A 16,800-nucleotide genomic window follows, 5' to 3' on the forward strand; every position below is an offset into this window, starting at 1 on the left:
CTTGAACCGGGTTAACGCTGGTGGGAACATGATATTTGCAATACCAAAGGAAGAATTTGTTGATTATATTCAGGGCCGCCGCTCTAGCGTTTCGAAGCCTGAAGCAATCCCTGTCCGTTTGCCGTCTGTGAATGGTTTTGAAGCGGGTCTTTCGGGGGGTGAATACTGGGCTGAGCGCGATAGTTTGGTCTACACAGCTTCTGTGGAGGCTACGGGAAATGCATATGCTGATGGCGCAATACTTGGTAGCTTTGTCGGAGTAATACCCCGGCGTAATTTGCAGTCAAACATATTGCTTGACTTGGTAGATGCGGCCATTCCTCTCAGTCGAGATGGGCGCATTGTCTTGACTAAGGCTGAATCCATAGCTGTTGAGTCTGGCGGTCTGCGCAAGATCAAAGGGGTTATTGTTAGTGATAATGATGATGGCGCCAGCGAATTCTTTTGGTATCAGCTCAAGGCTTATTAGCTCCCTTTCTCTTGTCTTTTCCTTAATCTTTTGTCCATGTGCTTGCCGCCAGAGCCTGCGTGCACAGCACTTCAAGTCTGACTAAGTCATGACCCGCACGATCACGATCGACCCCGTCACCCGCATCGAGGGGCACGCCAAGATCACGCTCCACCTCGATGACACCGGTCGGATCGCTGATGCCCGCTTCCACGTGGTGGAGTATCGCGGCTTCGAAACCTTCTGCGAGGGCCGGCCCTTCACGGAAATGGCGGGCATCACGGCGCGCATCTGCGGCATCTGCCCGGTGAGCCACCTGCTGGCCGCGGCGAAAACCGGCGACAAGCTGCTGGCGGTGCAGCCGCCGCCGGCGGCGCGCAAGCTGCGGCGGCTGCTGAACCTGGCCCAGCTCACCCAGAGCCATGCGCTGTCGTTTTTTCACCTCAGCAGCCCCGATTTCCTGCTGGGCTGGGAGAGCGATCCGGCCAAGCGCAATGTGTTTGGTCTGATGGCGGCTGATCCGGAGCTCGCCCGCGCCGGCATCCGCCTGCGCCAGTTTGGCCAGCAACTAATCGAGCAGCTGGCGGGCCGCAAGATCCACTCGGCCTGGGCCGTGCCTGGTGGGGTGCGCTCGCCCCTCAGCGCCATAGCCCGCGATTGGATCCTGGAACGGCTACCGGAGGCCAGGGCCACCGCGGCCGCGGCATTGGAGCTCTACAAAAAATTGCTGGATGGGCCGCTGCAGCGGGAGCAGCTCACTTTTGGCGATTTCCCGTCGCTGTTCATGGGCCTGGTGGCACCTGATGGCGGTTGGGAGTGCATTGAGGGGGCGATCCGCATCATCGACAGCCACGGCCGGATCGTGGCCGATGGCCTCTCGGAAGACGATTACGCCAGCTTCCTGGGCGAGGCGGTGGAGAGCTGGAGCTATCTGAAATTCCCCTACTACAAGCCCCTGGGCTATCCGGAGGGGATGTATCGGGTGGGCCCGCTGGCGCGGCTGAATGTGTGCGAGCGGATCGGCACCGCCTGGGCTGATGCGGAGCTGGCTGAGCTGCGCCAGCGCAGCGGCACTGTGGAGAGTGGCGGCCGCATCATCACCTCCTCGTTTGCCTATCACCACGCCCGGCTGGTGGAAATCGTGGCCTGCCTGGAGGGGATCGAGCAGCTGGTGGCCGACGACGCCTTGATGGGCGGCCGCATCCGCGCCCACGCCAGCCTCAACGCCAACGAGGCGGTGGGGGTGAGCGAGGCGCCCCGGGGCACGTTGTTTCACCACTACCGAGTGGACGACGACGGCCTAATTACCCGGGTGAACCTGATCATCGCCACCGGCCAAAACAACCTGGCGATGAACCGCACCGTGGCCCAGATCGCCCGCCACTACATCGGCCCTTCGCCACTGGCCGAGGGCGCCGAAATCCCTGAGGCCCTGCTCAACCGGGTGGAGGCGGGCATCCGCTGCTTCGATCCCTGCCTGAGCTGCAGCACCCACGCCGCCGGCCAGATGCCGCTGCGGATTGCGCTGCTGGATGCGGCCGGGCGGCTGCTGGCGGAGCGGGTGCGGGATTGAGCATCGACCTCAATCGCCCGCGGCACCGGCCAAATCATCCTGACCCCCATCCCTATTTTTATTCCTTCTATCCCTGGAAATCGGCCAGAGTGTTCTCCATGACTGCCCCGGCCCGCCCCACCAGCTATCACTACGTGGTGGATGAGCCGCTGTTGCGCTCCATCGCTGCCGAGATCCAGGCGGCTATCCCCGGCGCCGAAGTGCGCCTGTTTGGCTCCCGCGCCCGCGGTACCGCCCGGCCGGATTCCGACCTTGATCTGCTGGTGACCGTGCCCAATGCCTGGTTGGCCAGTCATTCGCGTTTTGAGGAAACAGGGTCTTTGGGACACAAGCTGGCCCATCACAGGATCCCGATTGATCTGCTCCTTTATTCCCATCGGGAGGTTCAGGAGCGCCGCCTGTCCAGCCAGCATGTGGTGACTGAGGCTTTTAGAGACGGCAGGGAGCTTTATGCCCTCTGACCGGCGCCGCGAAGCCGCTGACGGCTTATCCCATCACCCATGCCGGCCAGCCATATCAGGGGGCTTTCGTGTCCACCTGGCCGGTTTTGACAGAGGTCTGCCATCTGATCCCTGCGGATGTGGCACCGCGCTTCCTCTCCTGGGTGTCGCTCGGTGGTCTGAACCTTGCGGAGCTCGCTGGATCCGCCCTGGAGTTGATGGCGACCTGGATGCGCCAGTACGGCGACCTGCCAATGGACCTGGCGGATGCTTCCCTGCTCTGGGTGGCCCAGCAGCATGGAATCCGCCGTATTGCGACCCTCGATCGACGCGACTTGGGGATCTATCGACTACCGGGTGGCGAGAGCCTTGAAAACCTTCTCAATCCCTGAGTCTGAATCCCTTCCTTCTGCCCATGCCCACCCGCCACCAGCAAACCCGCCTGGTGATCGGCATCGGCAATCCCCTCCGCGGTGACGATGGCGTGGGCGCCTTGCTGGCTGAGCAGGCTGGCGGCCGCAGCGTCCAGCAGCTCACCCCGGAACTGGCTGCGGAGCTGGCCGAGCTGGAGGCGGTGTTGTTTATCGATGCCTGGCTGGCGCCGGCCGGCGCGGCTCCCCGGATCACAGTGATCTCGCCTGCCGCGGGTGCGGCCGAGAGCCACCGGCTCGAGCCGGCCCAGCTGCTGGCTATCAGCCAGGCGCTCTACGGCCGCGCCCCTGCAGCCCACCTGCTCCAGGTGCCAGCGACGCGCTTCGAGCACGGCACCACGCTCTCGGCTGAGCTCCAGGCCTCCCTGCCCCAGGCCCAGGCGCTCATGCAGGGTTGGCTGGCGCGCCATGCATGAACTCAGCCTGATGGAGGCGGTTCGCGATCAGGCGCTGGCGGCGGCCCACGCCGAGGGTGCCAGCCGCATCACGGCGATCAGCCTGCGCATCGGCAGCCTGGCCGGGGTGGAGCCTGAGGCGCTGCACTTCGCCCACGCGGTGGTGATGGCCGGCACGATCGCTGCTGGCGCCGAGCTGCGCATTGAGACCGAAGCGGCCGAATGCCATTGCACCGTCTGCGACGCCCCCTTCCCCGCCCAGGATGGCTGCTGCGACTGTCCCCGTTGTGGTGAGATCAGCCGTCAGTTGCTGCGCGGCCGCGACCTGCGGCTGCTGAGTCTGGAGGTGGTGTGAGGGTGCTTGGTTCCCTGCTATGTCCATGTCAAAATCTGATTATTAAAAGGTAAAACAATGAAAGTGACGGTTGAGCTTTCCGAGGAGGAGATGGTTGAAGTCCTCGAGCTCACGGGTGAGCGCAAAAAAGGTCCGGCCATTCGTCTGCTGATGGAGGAGGCTCTGCAGCGGCATCGACGCGCCCGCATCGCCCAGCGTTTCCTCAGCGGCGAGTGGGGGGTGGAGCTGGATAGTTTTGAGGCTGATCGACAGCGCGACCGCGACCGGGACCAGGCTCTGGCCCGATGACGCTGTTGCTCGATAGCAGTCTCTGGATCGACTTCACCCGGGCCCGGAGCCCGTTGGCCTTGAAGCAGTTCATCGCCCCGTTTGTGCTGGATCCAGCGGCCCATCTCGCCGAGCCGGTGCGCTTTGAGCTGCTGCGCTCGGCCCGACCGGACGAGGCCCAGCGGCTAGAGGCCCAGTTCGCCACATTGCCATCCTTGGCCACGCCGCCAGACCTCTGGAGGCAGGCGATTGTGCTGGGCCAGGACTGCCGTGCCATAGGCCGCACGGTGCTGAGCCTCGACCTGCTGGTGGCCGCCGTGGCTCTGCATCACAATGCCGTGCTGGTGAGCTTTGATGCTGACTTTGAGGCCGTGGCCATGGTGAGTTCGCTGCGTCTGCAGCGGTTGCATCGCCCTAGCTGAAGCCGCCGATGAGGATCAAAGGCTGCTCCGCCGCCGGGGAATTGGCTCCAGGCTTGGCTCACTGCCGCCGAGGGCGGCCAGGCGCCTGGCACTTTCCCGCTGCACCAGGGCCTGCAGGGCTTGTTTGAGCTGCATGACGGTGGTGCGCATCGGGGAACCTTTCAGGGCACCAAGTTCAGCTCACCATTTTGATCATCAATTGCTGACGCTGTCCGCACCGTCCAGCGTTCCTAGCCTGAAGGCAGCCCCAGCCCCGTGTCCCCATGTGCCGCGACTGCTCCTGCGGACAGCCGGCGCTTGAGCCGCTGCCACAACCAACCCGCCAGCTACCCCTGCACACGGCCCTGCTGCAGCGCAACGACGCCCAGGCGGCAGGCCTGCGCCAGCGCTTCGAAGCCGCAGGCGTCACGGTGGTGAACCTGCTCTCCTCGCCCGGTTCGGGCAAAACCGCCCTACTCGAAGCCCTTGCCCAGCGCCTCGATCCCGCCGGCTTGGCGGTGATCGTGGGCGATCTGGCCACCGATAACGACGCCCGCCGCCTCCAGGCCGCCGGGCTGACGGCGGTGCAGATCACCACCGGCCAGGCCTGCCACCTGGAGGCGCCGATGGTGGCTGAGGGGCTGCATCGCCTCCATCACCAGGGCATCAGCCTTGAGCAGCTCGAGCTGCTGGTGATCGAGAACGTCGGCAACCTGGTGTGCCCCGGCGCCTACGACCTCGGCGAGAGCCTGCGGGTGGTGCTGCTCTCCACCACCGAGGGCGAAGACAAGCCGCTCAAATACGCGCCGATCTTCCACGGCGCCGATCTGGTGCTGATCACCAAGATCGACCTGGCCGAGGCGGTGGGCTTCGATCGCGTCGCCGCCCACGCCGCCATCGCCCGGGTCGCTCCCCACGCCCGTGTGCTGGAAACCTCAGCCCGCAGCGGCGCCGGCCTCGACGCCCTGATCGCTGCCCTGGCGCGATGAGCGCGGCCCGGCTGCGCCTCTGGTGCCGCGGGGTGGTGCAGGGGGTGGGGTTTCGGCCCCTGGTGCACCGCCTGGCCGCCGAGCTGCAGCTGGTGGGCGAGGTGGAAAACGTCGCTGGCGCCGTAAAGCTGGAGTTGCAGGGGGAGCGCCGTTCGCTGGAGCTGCTGCTGCGGCGGTTGCCCGAGGCGTTGCAGCCCCCCGGCGCTCTTGAGCCACTGGCGCCCGAGTGGCTCCCGCCCCTCGTCCCGGCGCCGCCTGGCCTGCGCATCGCCGCCGCCACCGCCCAACCCCTGGGCGCCGGCCTGATCGCCCCGGCCCTCGCCGCCGATCTGGCCCCCTGCCCCACCTGTCTGGCCGAACTCCACGACCCTGCCAACCGCCGCCACCGCTACCCCTTCATCACCTGCAGCCAGTGCGGGCCGCGCTATTCGATCGCCAGCGCCGAGCCCTACGCCCGCGCCCACACCAGCCTGGCGGGCTTCCGCCTGTGCGCCCTCTGCCAGAAGGAGTTCGACGACCCAGGCGACCGCCGCTTCCACGCCGAAACGATCGGCTGCCCCGCCTGCGGGCCCCAGTTGCGGTGGCAGGGAGCCGGGGACGGCGGCGGGGATCCGCTGGCGGCGGCCCTGGCCCTGCTGGCGGCGGGCGGGATTTTGGCCCTGCAGGGGGTGGGCGGCTTCCAGCTGCTGGTGGCCGCCGGTGATCCGGCGGCGGTGGCCCGGCTGCGCCAGCGCAAGCAGCGCCCGGCCAAGCCCCTGGCCCTGCTGGTGGCCGATCTGGAGGCCATCGCTCCGCTGGTGGAGCTATCTGAGCCTGAAAGGCTCCAGCTGCAGCACCCGGCCGCGCCGATCGTGCTGCTGCGGTTGCGGCCAGACCAGCGCCAGCCCTTCGCCGGGGTGGCCCCCGGCAGCGCCGCTTTGGGGGTGATGTTGCCGGCTTCGCCGTTGCACCAGCTGCTGGCGGCGGGTTTTGGCCGCCACCTGGTGGCCACCAGCGGCAACCGCAGCGGCGAGCCCCTCTGCCTCGATCCGGCCGAGGCCCTCGATCGCCTCGCCGGCATCGCCGATGGCTTCCTGCTGCACAACCGCCCGATCGTCCGTCGCCTCGACGACTCGGTGCTGCAGCTGATCGAAGGGCGGCCGGTGCTGCTGCGCCGGGCCCGCGGCTACGCCCCCCAGGCCCTAGCTCTGCAGGCCCCGCCCGGCAACGCCCTGGCCCTCGGCGGTGATCTCAAAAGTGCGCCGGCCCTGGCGCGCGGCGGCCGCGTTTGGCTGGCGCCGCTGCTGGGTGATCTGGCCGGGCCCCTCGCCCAGCAGCTGCTGGGCGAGGGGCTCGAGCAGCTGCTGGAGCGCCCCGGCCCCGGGCTCGCTGCCCTGGCCTGCGATGGCCATCCCGGCTACGCCAGCCACCAGCTGGCGGCGGCGGCGGCCCGGCGGCTGGGGCTGCCGTTGCAGCTGGTGCAGCACCACCGCGCCCACGGCCTGGCGGTGGCGGCCGAGCACGGCCTGCCGCTGCCCCTGCTGGTGTGGGCCTGCGACGGCCTTGGCTATGGCGAGCCGGCCGGGGCGAGCGGCCATCGGCTCTGGGGCGGCGAGCTGCTTTGGCTCACAGCGTCTGGCGCTGAGCGCTGGGCCTGCCTGCGCCCCTTTCCCCTGCCCGGCGGCGAGCGGGCCATGGCCGAACCACGCCGCGCCGCCCTGGGCCTGCTGGCCGCCGCCGGCCCGGAGGCCCTGGGCCATCCGGGGGGCGCTGCCTGCCGGGCCGCTTTCACCCACTGCGACTGGCAGCTGCTGCTGCAGGCCATCGCCACGGGCTGCCATAGCCCGCTTTGCTCCAGCACTGGCCGCCTGTTTGATGCGGCGGCCTCCCTGCTGGATCTTTGCCAGCGCAGCAGCTTCGAGGGGGAGGCGGGGCTGCTGCTGGAGAGCCTAGCCCTGCAGGCCCCGCCTCCGCAGGTGGCGCCCATGCCGCTACTGCCGGCCGCTGGGCTGGAGCTTGGCTGGCTCGACTGGCAGCCCCTGTTGCACAGCTTGTTGAACGCGGGCGTGGCGCCGCAGGAGAGCGCTGCCTGCTTCCACGCTTCCCTGGCGGCCGGCTTGGCCAGTGCGGCGGCTGAGGCGGCTGGGCGCCTTGATGCCACCACGGTGCTGCTGGCCGGTGGCTGCTTCCAGAACCGCCTGCTGCTGGAGCTCACCGCCACTGCCCTGCGGGGGGCCGGTCTGGTGCCCCGCTGGGCCGAGCAGCTGCCCAGCAACGACGGTGGCCTGGCCCTAGGCCAGCTTTGGGCAGCTCTGGCTGATCTGCCTATAACGAAGTAGAGCGTGGAGGCCTACCCATGTGCCTGGCCACCCCCGGCCTGATCTTGTCGATCTCCGGTTCGGCGGCGGATGCCGGCCCTGATGCGGAGCTGTGGCGCCAGGCCGAGGTGGATTTCGGTGGCGTGCGCCAGGTTGTGAGCCTGGCCTGCCTGCCGGAGGCGGCGGTGGGCGATCGGGTGCTGGTGCACGTGGGCATGGCCCTAAGCGTCGTGCTCGCTGACGATCCCGCCGAAGAGCCATGAGCACTCCCCTACTCACGATTGATGGCAACGAGGCCGTGGCCCGGGTGGCCTACCGCCTCAATGAGGTGATCGCCATCTACCCGATCACGCCGGCCTCGCCGATGGGCGAGTGGGCCGATGCCTGGGCGGCCGAGGCCAGGCCCAACCTCTGGGGCACGGTGCCCGCGGTGGTGGAGCTGCAGAGCGAGGGCGGTGCCGCCGGCACGGTGCATGGCGCCCTGCAGGCCGGGGCGCTCACCACCACCTTCACGGCCAGCCAGGGGCTGCTGCTGATGATCCCCAACCTCTACAAGTGGGCGGGGGAGCTCACCCCGGCGGTGCTGCACGTGGCGGCCCGCTCCCTGGCGGCCCAGGGCCTATCGATCTTTGGCGATCACAGCGATGTGATGGCCACCCGCGGCAGCGGCTGCGGGATTCTCTGCTCAGCGTCGGTGCAGGAGACGGGCGACTTCGCCGCCATTGCCGCCCGGCTCAGCCTGCGCAGCCGGCTGCCGTTCCTGCATGTGTTCGATGGCTTTCGCACCTCCCACGAGATCCAGAAGATCGAGCCGCTCAGCGACGGCCAGCTGCTCGAGCTGATGCCCGCGGCGGAGATCAGCGCCCACCGCGCCCGCGCCCTCAGCCCCAATCGCCCGGTGATCCGCGGCACCAGCCAAAACCCAGACGTCTACTTCCAGGCGCGCGAATCGGTAAACCGCTTCTACGACGCGGCCCCGGACCATCTGATCGAGGCGATGGCGCGCTTTGGCGAGCTCACTGGTCGCCCCTACCGCCCCTACGACTACGTCGGCCCTGCCGCTGCCGAGCGGGTGCTGGTGCTGATGGGTTCCGGCTGCGAAACCGCTGTGGAAACGGCTGAGGCGCTGCAGGCCGCCGGCGAGCGGGTGGGGGTGCTGAAGGTGCGCCTGTTTCGGCCCTTTGCGGCCCGGCTGCTGGTGGAGGCCCTGCCGGCCAGCACCCGGGCGATTGCCGTGCTCGATCGCTGCAAGGAGCCCGGCGCCCCCGGCGAACCCCTCTACCTCGATGTGGTGGCAGCCCTGGCTGAGGAGTGGGCGGCCGTGCATAGAGGCGCATCACTGCCGGCGGTGTTGGGCGGTCGCTACGGGCTGTCGTCGAAGGAGTTCACCCCGGCGATGGTGAAGGCGGTGTTTGATCATTTGCAGCCCCTGCTGGCAGCTGGCCAGCCCCGCCCGCTCAACCACTTCACGGTGGGCATCGACGACGACCTCACCCATCGCTCCCTGCCCCTCGACAACACCTTTCATACCGACGCCGCTGAGGTGCGCGCCGTGTTCTATGGCCTGGGCTCCGATGGCACGGTGGGGGCCAACAAGGCGGCGATCAAAATCATTGGCGAGGGCACCGATTTATTTGCCCAGGCCTACTTCGTCTACGACTCCAAAAAGTCTGGTTCGGTCACGGTGTCGCACCTGCGCTTTGGGCCCCAGCCGATCCGCTCCACCTACCTGATCCAGCAGCCCACGTTTGTGGCCTGCCACCAGTGGGATTTCGTCGAGCGCTTCGATCTGCTGGCCGGCATCGAGCCCGGCGGCGTGTTTCTGCTCAATAGCCCCTTTGCGCCAGCAGACACCTGGGCGCGGCTGCCGGAAGTCCTGCGCGCTCAGATCCGCAGCAAGGGGATTGAGGTGCAGCAGATCAATGCCTACAAAGTGGCGCGCCAGGCGGGCATGGGGCCCCACATCAACACGGTGATGCAGGCCTGCTTCTTTGCCCTCAGCGGCGTGCTGCCGCGCCAAGAGGCCCTCGCCCGGATTCGCCACTCGATCGAAACCAGCTACCGCCGCAAGGGTGAGGCGGTGGTGGCAATGAACCTGGCCGCCCTCGATGCCAGCCTCGAGCAGCTGGTGCCCCTCGATTGGTCGGCCTTCGACGACTCCGGCCCGGAGCCATTGCGGGAGGACCGGCTCAGTGGGGCCCCAGAGTTTGTGCGGGAAGTGATCGGGCCGATGCTCGAGCGCCGCGGCGACGCCCTGCCGGTGAGCGCCCTGCCCTGCGACGGCACCTGGCCGGTGGGCACGGCCCGCTGGGAGAAGCGCAACATCGCTGCCGAAGTGCCCGTGTGGGAGACCGACCTGTGCGTGCAGTGCGGCAAGTGCGTGCTGGTGTGCCCCCATGCGGTGATCCGTGCCAAGGTGGGCGCCCCTGATCTCTTCGCCGCAGCCCCCGAGGGCTTTCGCACCGCCCCCGCCCGCGACCCCGCCTTCGCCGGCCAGACCTTCACCATCCAGGTGGCCGCGGAAGACTGCACCGGCTGCGCCCTGTGCGTGGAGGTGTGCCCCGCCCGCGATCGCAGCGAGCTCAAGCGCAAGGCGATCAACATGGCGCCGCAGCGGCCGTTGCGAGAGCAGGCCCGCGGCAACTGGGACTTTTTCCTGCAGCTGCCCGAGGTGCCCCGCGCCGAGCTCAACCTGCACAAGATCGGCCAGCAGCAGCTGCAGCAGCCATTGTTTGAGTTTTCCGGCGCCTGCGGCGGCTGCGGCGAAACGCCCTACCTCAAGCTCGCCTCCCAGCTGTTTGGCGATCGGATGCTGATCGCCAACGCCACCGGTTGCAGCTCGATCTACGGCGGCAACCTGCCCACCACCCCCTGTAGCGCCAACGCCGAGGGGCAGGGCCCGGCCTGGAGCAATTCCCTGTTTGAAGACAACGCCGAATTCGGCTACGGGATGCGGGTGGCGCGCGACCAGCAGCGCCAGATGGCCCTCGATCTGCTGGAGCGGTTGGCGGGCCAGCCTGAGCTTGCCGAGCTGCCGACCCCCCTGGCCGCGGCGATCCGCAACGCCGACCAGGGCGATGAGGCCGGCATCGTTGAGCAGCGCCAGCGGGTGGCCGAGCTCAAGGCGCGTTTGGTCGTTATGGAGCAGCCCGAGGCCCGCCAGCTGCTGGAGCTGGCCGATGCCCTGGTGAAAACCAGCGTCTGGCTGGTGGGCGGCGATGGCTGGGCCTACGACATCGGCTTCGGTGGCCTCGACCACGTGCTGGCCAGTGGCCGCGACGTCAACGCCCTGGTGCTCGACACCGAGGTGTACTCCAACACCGGTGGCCAGGCATCCAAAAGCACCCCCCGGGGGGCGGTGGCCAAGTTTGCCGCCGCTGGTAAGGCGGCTCCCAAAAAAGACCTGGGTCTGATGGCGATGACCTACGGCAGCGTCTATGTCGCGAGTGTGGCGATGGGGGCCCGAGATGAGCACACCATCCGCGTATTTCTGGAGGCCGAGAGCTACCCGGGGCCCTCGCTGATCATTGCCTACTCCCACTGCATCGCCCACGGCATCAACATGGCCCAGGGCATGGCCCACCAGAAGCTGGCGGTGGATTCGGGCCGCTGGCTGCTCTACCGCTACGACCCACGCCGCGCCGAGCGCGGTGAGATTCCCCTACAACTCGACAGCCCGGCGCCAAAGCGCTCGCTCAAGGAGGCGATGGAGCAGGAAAACCGCTTCCGCATGCTGCGCTACAGCCAGCCGGAGCGGGCCCAGGCCCTGGTGCGCCAGGCCCAGAAAGAGCTCGAATGCCGCTGGGCCACCTACCGGGCGCTCTCCCAGCCAGCCCCCAAGCCATGATCCCCGATCTCACCACCACCTATCTCGGCTTGACCCTGCGCAGCCCCCTGGTGGTGGGCGCTGCCGCGCCCCTCAGCGAGGAGCTGGACCAGCTGCAGGCCCTAGAGCGGGCCGGGGCGGCAGCGATCGTGCTCCATTCTCTGTTTGAGGAGCAGATCGAGCAGGAGCAGCTCGACCTGCACCGCCATGCCATGGCCGGCGCCGATAGCTATGGCGAGGCGCTCAGCTACGTGCCGGAGCCATCGATCTTCCATGGCGGGGAAGACCTCTACCTGCGCCATCTGGAGCAGGCCAGCCAGCGTCTGGCGGTGCCCGTGATCGCCAGCCTCAATGGCACCAGCCCCGGCCGCTGGGTGGAGTCGGCGCGGCGGATCGAGGCGGCGGGCGCCTCGGCCCTGGAGCTCAACATCTACGCCATTCCCACCGACCCGGAGCTCTCCAGCGCCGCCATCGAGGCGGCCGTGGAGGAGATCGTGCGCCAGGTGCGCGCCGAGGTGCGCTTGCCCCTGGCGGTGAAGCTCAGCCCCTTCTTCACCAACCTCAGCGCCATCGCCCGGCGCCTGGCCGCCGCCGGCGCCGACGGCCTGGTGCTGTTCAACCGCTTCTACCAGCCAGACATCGACATCGAGACCATGGAACTGCGGCCCAACCTGCTGCTTTCCACCCCCCACGACCTGCGCCTGCCGCTGCGCTGGATCGCCCTGCTGCACGGCCGCCAGCCCCTGGATCTGGCCGCCAGTGGCGGCGTGCACCGGGGCACCGACGTGGTGCGGCTGTTGATGGCGGGGGCTTCGGTTACCCAGGTGGTGGGGGCATTGCTGCGCCACGGCCCCGAACGCTTGGCGGGCCTGGAGGAGGAGCTGGCCACCTGGCTGATGGAGCACGAGGTGGCATCGGTGGCGGAGCTGGTGGGCTGCATGAGCCAGCAGCGCTGCCCCAATCCGGCCGAATACGAGCGGACCCAATACATGCGAGCCATCCAGGGCTACCGCCCGGCCGATGCCTGCCAGGCGCCGGGCCCCTGGTGAGTGCCGCCCTGCAAAGCCAAATCAATAGCCGGGTAGCTGAGCTGGCGGCCCAGCTTGCTGCCACTGCCAGCCGCCCCTGGACGGTGATGGAGGTGTGCGGCGGCCAGACCCACGCCATCCTGCGTTGGGGGCTCGATCAGTTGCTGCCGCCTGGGCTGCGTCTGATCCATGGGCCGGGCTGTCCGGTGTGTGTGACACCGGCTGAGCGCATCGACGCGGCTCTGGAGTTGGCGGCGCGCTCCGAGGTGATCCTTTGCTCCTACGGCGACATGTTGCGGGTGCCCGGCGGCAGGGTGCCCGCTGAAAGTGGGGCGTTTGATTTGCTCGGCGCTCGGGCAGCTGGTGCAGACGTGCGCCTGTTCATCTCGCCCCTGCAGGCCATTGCCCTGGCCCAGGCGTGCCCTGAGCGCCAGGTGGTGTTTTTAGCGGTGGGCTTTGAAACCACTGCTCCGGCCACCGCCCTGCTGCTGCGCCAGGCCCGGGCCCTGGGGCTCACCAACCTCACGGTGCTGCTGGCCCATGTGCGGGTGGCGCCGGCGATGGCGGCGTTGCTGCAGGAGCCCGGCAACCAGGTGCAGGGCTTTTTGGCGGCGGGCCATGTGGGGGCGGTGATGGGCACCGCCGAGCTCGGGCAGCTGGTGCAGCGCCACCGGGTGCCGGTGGTGGTCTCGGGCTTTGAGCCTGCCGATGTGATGGCCGGGCTGCTGCGGCTGGTGCAGTTGCTGGAGGCGGGCACTCCGGCGCTTGCCAATGCCTACGGCCGGGTGGTGCGCCAGGAGGGCAACGGCGCGGCCCAGGCCTTGCTGAAGGAGGTGTTTGAGGTGGTGGACCAGCCCTGGCGGGGTTTGGGCCCCATCGCCGCTGGTGGTTATGAGCTGGCTGCGGCCTACCGCGACTTCGATGCGCTGCTGCGGTTTGGCCTGCCCTCAGCGGCTGCTGCCCCGCCGCCTGAGCCCCTAGTCAGCCCCTGCATCAGCGGCCTGATCCTGCAGGGCCGCGCCCTCCCGCCCGATTGCCTGGCCTTCGGTTCGGCCTGCACCCCGGAGCGGCCGCTGGGGGCACCGATGGTGTCGAGCGAAGGGGCCTGCGCCGCTTACCACCGCTACAGACGGCCGGCCCCGTGAGCGATTGCATCCAGCTGGCCCATGGCGGTGGCGGCACCCTGATGCAGCAGTTGATCAACCAGGAGCTGCGCTCTCTCTACGGCGACCCGGCCCAGGTGCTGCACGATGCGGCCCGGCTCGAATTGCCGCCCGGTCCGCTGGCCTTCAGCACCGACGGCTACGTGGTGCAGCCGCTGGAATTTCCCGGTGGTGATATTGGCAGCCTGGCGGTGATCGGCACCGCCAATGATTTAGCGATGGCGGGCGCCCGGCCCCTGCATCTGAGTGTGGCGCTGCTGCTGGAGGAGGGCTTGCCGCTGGTGCTGCTGCGGCGCCTGGTGGCCTCGATGGCGGCGGCGGCCCGGGCCTGCGAGCTCACGATCGTTACCGGCGACACCAAGGTGGTCGAACGGGGTAAGGCTGACGGCATATTCATCACCACCAGTGGCATCGGGGTTGTGCAGGCCCCGACGCCAATTGACCCCACCGCGATTCGCCCAGGCGATCAGCTGCTGGTGAGCGGCGATCTAGGTCGCCATGGCGTGGCAATCCTGGCTGCCCGCCATGGTTTGGCCCTGGTGCCGCCCGTGCTCAGCGACTGCGCGCCGCTCTGGCCCCAGGTGCGGGCCCTGCTGGAAGCCGGGGTTCGGATTCACTGCCTGCGCGACCTCACCCGCGGCGGCCTGGCCAGTGCCCTGCAGGAGCTGGCGGAGGCGGCCGGGGTGGAGTTGGCGATCGAGGAGGCGTGCCTGCCAGTGCTGGAGCCCGTGGCACGCTGCTGTGAGCTGCTGGGCTTTGAGCCCTTGCATCTGGCCAATGAGGGTCGCTTTGTGGCGGTGGTGCCGCCCTCGGCCCGCGATCAGGCCCAGGCGCTACTGGCCGCCAGCGGCGGAGCCTGGATCGGCAGCGTGCGGCCGGCCTGTAGCAAAGGACGGGTGCTGCTCACTACCTCTTTTGGCACCGAGCGCCTGCTGCTGCCCCTCAGCGGCGAGCTGCTGCCCCGCATCTGCTAAACCCACATGCCAACCTATTTGCTTCTACACTATTGCTAAGAGTTGTGGGTCGATGGATCTCACACCCTTTTTGAGCAGCCTGGAGGGCACCACCCTCGACCAAGTGCTGCTGTCAGTCGCGATCAGCGGCAAGGTGGCGATCGCCATGAAGGGTCGCTTCCTGTTGAGGTCGGTGTGCGAAAGCTTTCAAGACCGCACCCGCATCGGCTGCGCCGTCACCGATGAGGCCACCTGCCTGGCCTATCTGGCGCGGGAGCCCTACGAGCTGCTGATCTGTACCGACTACCTCGAGGATGGCAACGGCTTCGAGCTGGTTCGCAAGGCGCGTAGTGCCCATCCGGGCTTGCGGGCGGTATTGCTTGCTTTGGGGGATGTGATCCCGGCCCAATACGTCGATGCTCCCTGGTTGGAGGCGGTGGTGGCGGAGGCCGATTTCATTGGCGATCAGCGGCCCCTGCAGGCGGCGGCGCTGGCGGTGATGGGGCAGCATTTTTACCGGAGCCCTTCGCTGCGTTCCGGCACCCTGCCCTACCTGAGCTGCCCGCGGCTCACCAAGCGCGAATACGAAGTGCTGGATCTGCTGGCCAGCGGCCTCACCGACAGGGAGATTGCCGAGCGCTTGGTGGTGAGCGAAGAAACCGCCAAGACTTACACCAAGCGACTGCTCAAGACCCTCGACGTCAACAACCGATTGCAGGCTGTGCTCAAGGGTATGCGCTGCGGAATGGTGCAGCTCTGAGCAGTGGTGCCAATTGATATTGTCCCCGTATGGGGGGCTCGGTAATCCACTCGAGAAGCGCACACTCAAGCCAGGGCCCCAACGCGGGGTCTGCGCGGCAGCCCAGCCGGAGTTCCATGACCACCTCGACACCCGCTCCAGGTCTCACCATTGGTGAGTTGGAAGCCAATTATCCGCTCTATTGCAAGGCCATGCGCCTGTTGATTCGCGAGGGTAAAACAATTGCCAAGGTGCGGCGTACCGTTTGCTGGCAGCGGCTGGAAATCCTGCACAACTGCCTGCCTACTCAGTACCGCGAGCCGGACTATTTGTTTGCCCTGTTGCAGCGGGAACTGAACGCTGCTCTTTAGGCGTCGCTGCCCTTTTCGAGCTGGGGGTCGAGAACCCACAGGGCCAATCCACCGCCCCGGCCCCGGGCCAGCAACCAGTTGCTATCAGCCGTGCCCGAGCGGGCGATTAAGGCGAAGAAGGGCCGCCGGCGTGGCTCGGGCTGGTGGCTGATCGTCTGCCCCCAGAGGGTTCGGCTACCGAGCCGCAATTCCAGCTGGCTAAACCAAAACTCCAGTAAAGGCCTACGGCCTCGCAGTGTGCCGCTACCGCTAAACCGCAGCTGCAACGCTCCAAGCTGGACACTGTTTACCACCGTCAGAGCACCACTTTCTGGGGCGGTGCCATCGGGAGTGTAACTTGGAGTTGCGAGGCTCAGGCTTGCCTGCAGGTTGCGCAGCAGTGCTGCCGTGACGGGGTTGGGCTGGGCCCTGCCCTTGCCCCAGAGCAGCTGGAGACGCCAGCGACCAAGCAGTTGCTCTGTTGTAAGCCCGGAGCCGTGGCGACGACTGAGCCGCTCGAGCTCCAGCACCTCCTCTCCACTGGGAATCCCGCTGTTGGACATTGGATTCAACTAATTCTTCGAGTATTTGAAGGCATTTTAGGCGGCAAAGTTGACCCGAGCAGCTGGGCCTAAAAGTGGATCGGATTGGCATAAGCTTAGTTTACTGATTTTAGTTTCTTGGTCGATCTTGATGCGCTTACGGCGCTCGATGCCCTGCAGTGGTTGCGTACGGGCGATGAGGTCTATAAGCGCTTTGGCCTGAGTCAGGCCACCGTTAGTAGACAGTCGCGAAAATGTTTGGATCTTTTTGGCCTTGAGATCCAGCGTATTGATGGCGAATGGAACACCTTTGGCGATCCGACGATTTTGGCGCTGGAGCGCTGTGTTCATCAAGTAGCACGGTGGCAGGGCCGTAGGCCCTTGCGCCTCGAGGCCACCTATTGGTCCGGCCCTTTGCTGTGCACTCCAGTGCCGGAAACTTGGATTCTTGGCCTTGCCAACATTGTTGGAGTGGCGCGTAATCTTCAGCTGGTTAGGGAGCGGATTATTGATGCCTGCCTCAGTGGCCGTAACTGTTCAGGGGGGAGAAAGCTCCGTGGCAGTTCCGCTCTTGACAGACCTCTGAAAACAGCTTGGATCTCA

19 protein-coding genes and 1 pseudogene are annotated in these 16,800 nt (G+C 67.2%); 18 read left to right on the forward strand and 2 right to left on the reverse strand.

Annotated elements, in window-relative coordinates:
- From AC01FP_RS12790 to AC01FP_RS12825, 8 genes are all read left to right on the forward strand, one after another.
- Positions 1-469, forward strand: a 469-nt coding sequence (locus AC01FP_RS12790; RefSeq protein ID WP_474480717.1) for a DUF6929 family protein, incomplete at its 5' end; no start/stop codon positions are given.
- A gap of 88 nt (positions 470-557) precedes the next feature.
- Positions 558-2,021: a Ni/Fe hydrogenase subunit alpha gene (locus AC01FP_RS12795; protein ID WP_474480718.1), complete on the forward strand. Its 1,464-nt coding sequence runs from the start codon at positions 558-560 to the stop codon at positions 2,019-2,021.
- Positions 2,022-2,119: 98 nt separating this feature from the next.
- Entirely contained in the window at positions 2,120-2,482 is a 363-nt protein-coding gene (locus tag AC01FP_RS12800; RefSeq protein WP_474480720.1) for a nucleotidyltransferase domain-containing protein, read from the forward strand.
- A 68-nt stretch (positions 2,483-2,550) separates the two neighbouring features.
- The gene (locus tag AC01FP_RS12805) at positions 2,551-2,853 is read left to right on the forward strand and encodes a type II toxin-antitoxin system VapC family toxin (protein WP_474480722.1); all 303 of its coding nucleotides are present in this window, start codon (positions 2,551-2,553) and stop codon (positions 2,851-2,853) included.
- Between the two features lie 23 nt (positions 2,854-2,876).
- The gene (locus tag AC01FP_RS12810; protein WP_474480724.1) at positions 2,877-3,308 is read left to right on the forward strand and encodes a hydrogenase maturation protease; all 432 of its coding nucleotides are present in this window, start codon (positions 2,877-2,879) and stop codon (positions 3,306-3,308) included.
- Complete coding sequence (gene hypA, locus AC01FP_RS12815) at positions 3,301-3,642, forward strand: hydrogenase maturation nickel metallochaperone HypA (RefSeq protein ID WP_474480726.1); 342 nt, start codon at positions 3,301-3,303, stop codon at positions 3,640-3,642. The genes AC01FP_RS12810 and hypA overlap by 8 nt, the downstream gene beginning before the upstream one ends.
- A gap of 57 nt (positions 3,643-3,699) precedes the next feature.
- Positions 3,700-3,930 carry a hypothetical protein gene (locus AC01FP_RS12820; RefSeq protein WP_322764102.1) on the forward strand — a complete coding sequence of 77 codons (231 nt, stop codon included), beginning with the start codon at positions 3,700-3,702 and terminating at the stop codon, positions 3,928-3,930.
- Entirely contained in the window at positions 3,927-4,331 is a 405-nt protein-coding gene (locus AC01FP_RS12825; RefSeq protein ID WP_474480728.1) for a PIN domain-containing protein, read from the forward strand. Before AC01FP_RS12820 ends, AC01FP_RS12825 begins: the two co-directional genes overlap by 4 nt.
- 15 nt (positions 4,332-4,346) lie before the next feature.
- On the opposite strand, the gene AC01FP_RS12830 is transcribed toward AC01FP_RS12825, so the two are convergent.
- Entirely contained in the window at positions 4,347-4,481 is a 135-nt protein-coding gene (locus AC01FP_RS12830; protein WP_474480729.1) for a hypothetical protein, read from the reverse strand.
- A gap of 113 nt (positions 4,482-4,594) precedes the next feature.
- Here AC01FP_RS12830 and hypB point away from each other — a divergent pair, with 113 nt between their 5' ends.
- The 9 genes from hypB (at position 4,595) to AC01FP_RS12875 (ending at position 15,676) form a co-directional block, all read left to right on the forward strand.
- On the forward strand, positions 4,595-5,299 hold the full coding sequence (gene hypB / locus AC01FP_RS12835) for a hydrogenase nickel incorporation protein HypB (RefSeq protein ID WP_474480731.1): 705 nt from the start codon (positions 4,595-4,597) through the stop codon (positions 5,297-5,299).
- A complete protein-coding gene (gene hypF, locus AC01FP_RS12840; protein ID WP_474480732.1) occupies positions 5,296-7,617 on the forward strand; it encodes a carbamoyltransferase HypF in 2,322 nt (773 codons plus the stop codon). The genes hypB and hypF overlap by 4 nt, the downstream gene beginning before the upstream one ends.
- Before the next feature lie 17 nt (positions 7,618-7,634).
- Positions 7,635-7,859 (forward strand): HypC/HybG/HupF family hydrogenase formation chaperone, encoded by a 225-nt coding sequence (locus AC01FP_RS12845; RefSeq protein ID WP_474480734.1) that lies wholly within the window; start codon positions 7,635-7,637, stop codon positions 7,857-7,859.
- Positions 7,856-11,443, forward strand: a complete 3,588-nt coding sequence (gene nifJ / locus AC01FP_RS12850; protein WP_474480736.1) for a pyruvate:ferredoxin (flavodoxin) oxidoreductase — start codon at positions 7,856-7,858, stop codon at positions 11,441-11,443. Before AC01FP_RS12845 ends, nifJ begins: the two co-directional genes overlap by 4 nt.
- Positions 11,440-12,471 (forward strand): dihydroorotate dehydrogenase-like protein, encoded by a 1,032-nt coding sequence (locus tag AC01FP_RS12855; RefSeq protein ID WP_474480738.1) that lies wholly within the window; start codon positions 11,440-11,442, stop codon positions 12,469-12,471. Before nifJ ends, AC01FP_RS12855 begins: the two co-directional genes overlap by 4 nt.
- Before the next feature lie 86 nt (positions 12,472-12,557).
- Positions 12,558-13,595 (forward strand): hydrogenase formation protein HypD, encoded by a 1,038-nt coding sequence (gene hypD, locus AC01FP_RS12860; RefSeq protein WP_474480745.1) that lies wholly within the window; start codon positions 12,558-12,560, stop codon positions 13,593-13,595.
- The gene (gene hypE, locus AC01FP_RS12865; protein WP_474480740.1) at positions 13,592-14,587 is read left to right on the forward strand and encodes a hydrogenase expression/formation protein HypE; all 996 of its coding nucleotides are present in this window, start codon (positions 13,592-13,594) and stop codon (positions 14,585-14,587) included. The genes hypD and hypE overlap by 4 nt, the downstream gene beginning before the upstream one ends.
- Before the next feature lie 52 nt (positions 14,588-14,639).
- Complete coding sequence (locus tag AC01FP_RS12870) at positions 14,640-15,326, forward strand: LuxR C-terminal-related transcriptional regulator (RefSeq protein ID WP_474480741.1); 687 nt, start codon at positions 14,640-14,642, stop codon at positions 15,324-15,326.
- Between the two features lie 116 nt (positions 15,327-15,442).
- Positions 15,443-15,676, forward strand: a complete 234-nt coding sequence (locus AC01FP_RS12875) for a DUF3136 domain-containing protein (protein WP_474480743.1) — start codon at positions 15,443-15,445, stop codon at positions 15,674-15,676.
- Here the strand turns inward: AC01FP_RS12875 and AC01FP_RS12880 are convergent.
- Entirely contained in the window at positions 15,673-16,218 is a 546-nt protein-coding gene (locus AC01FP_RS12880; RefSeq protein ID WP_474480744.1) for a hypothetical protein, read from the reverse strand. The two genes, AC01FP_RS12875 and AC01FP_RS12880, sit on opposite strands and share 4 nt — an antisense overlap.
- 117 nt (positions 16,219-16,335) lie before the next feature.
- Between AC01FP_RS12880 and AC01FP_RS12885 the strand changes: the two are divergent.
- Positions 16,336-16,800, forward strand: a pseudogene (locus AC01FP_RS12885) (hypothetical protein); the annotation flags it as partial.

This window comes from Cyanobium sp. NIVA-CYA 375 (assembly GCF_056108345.1).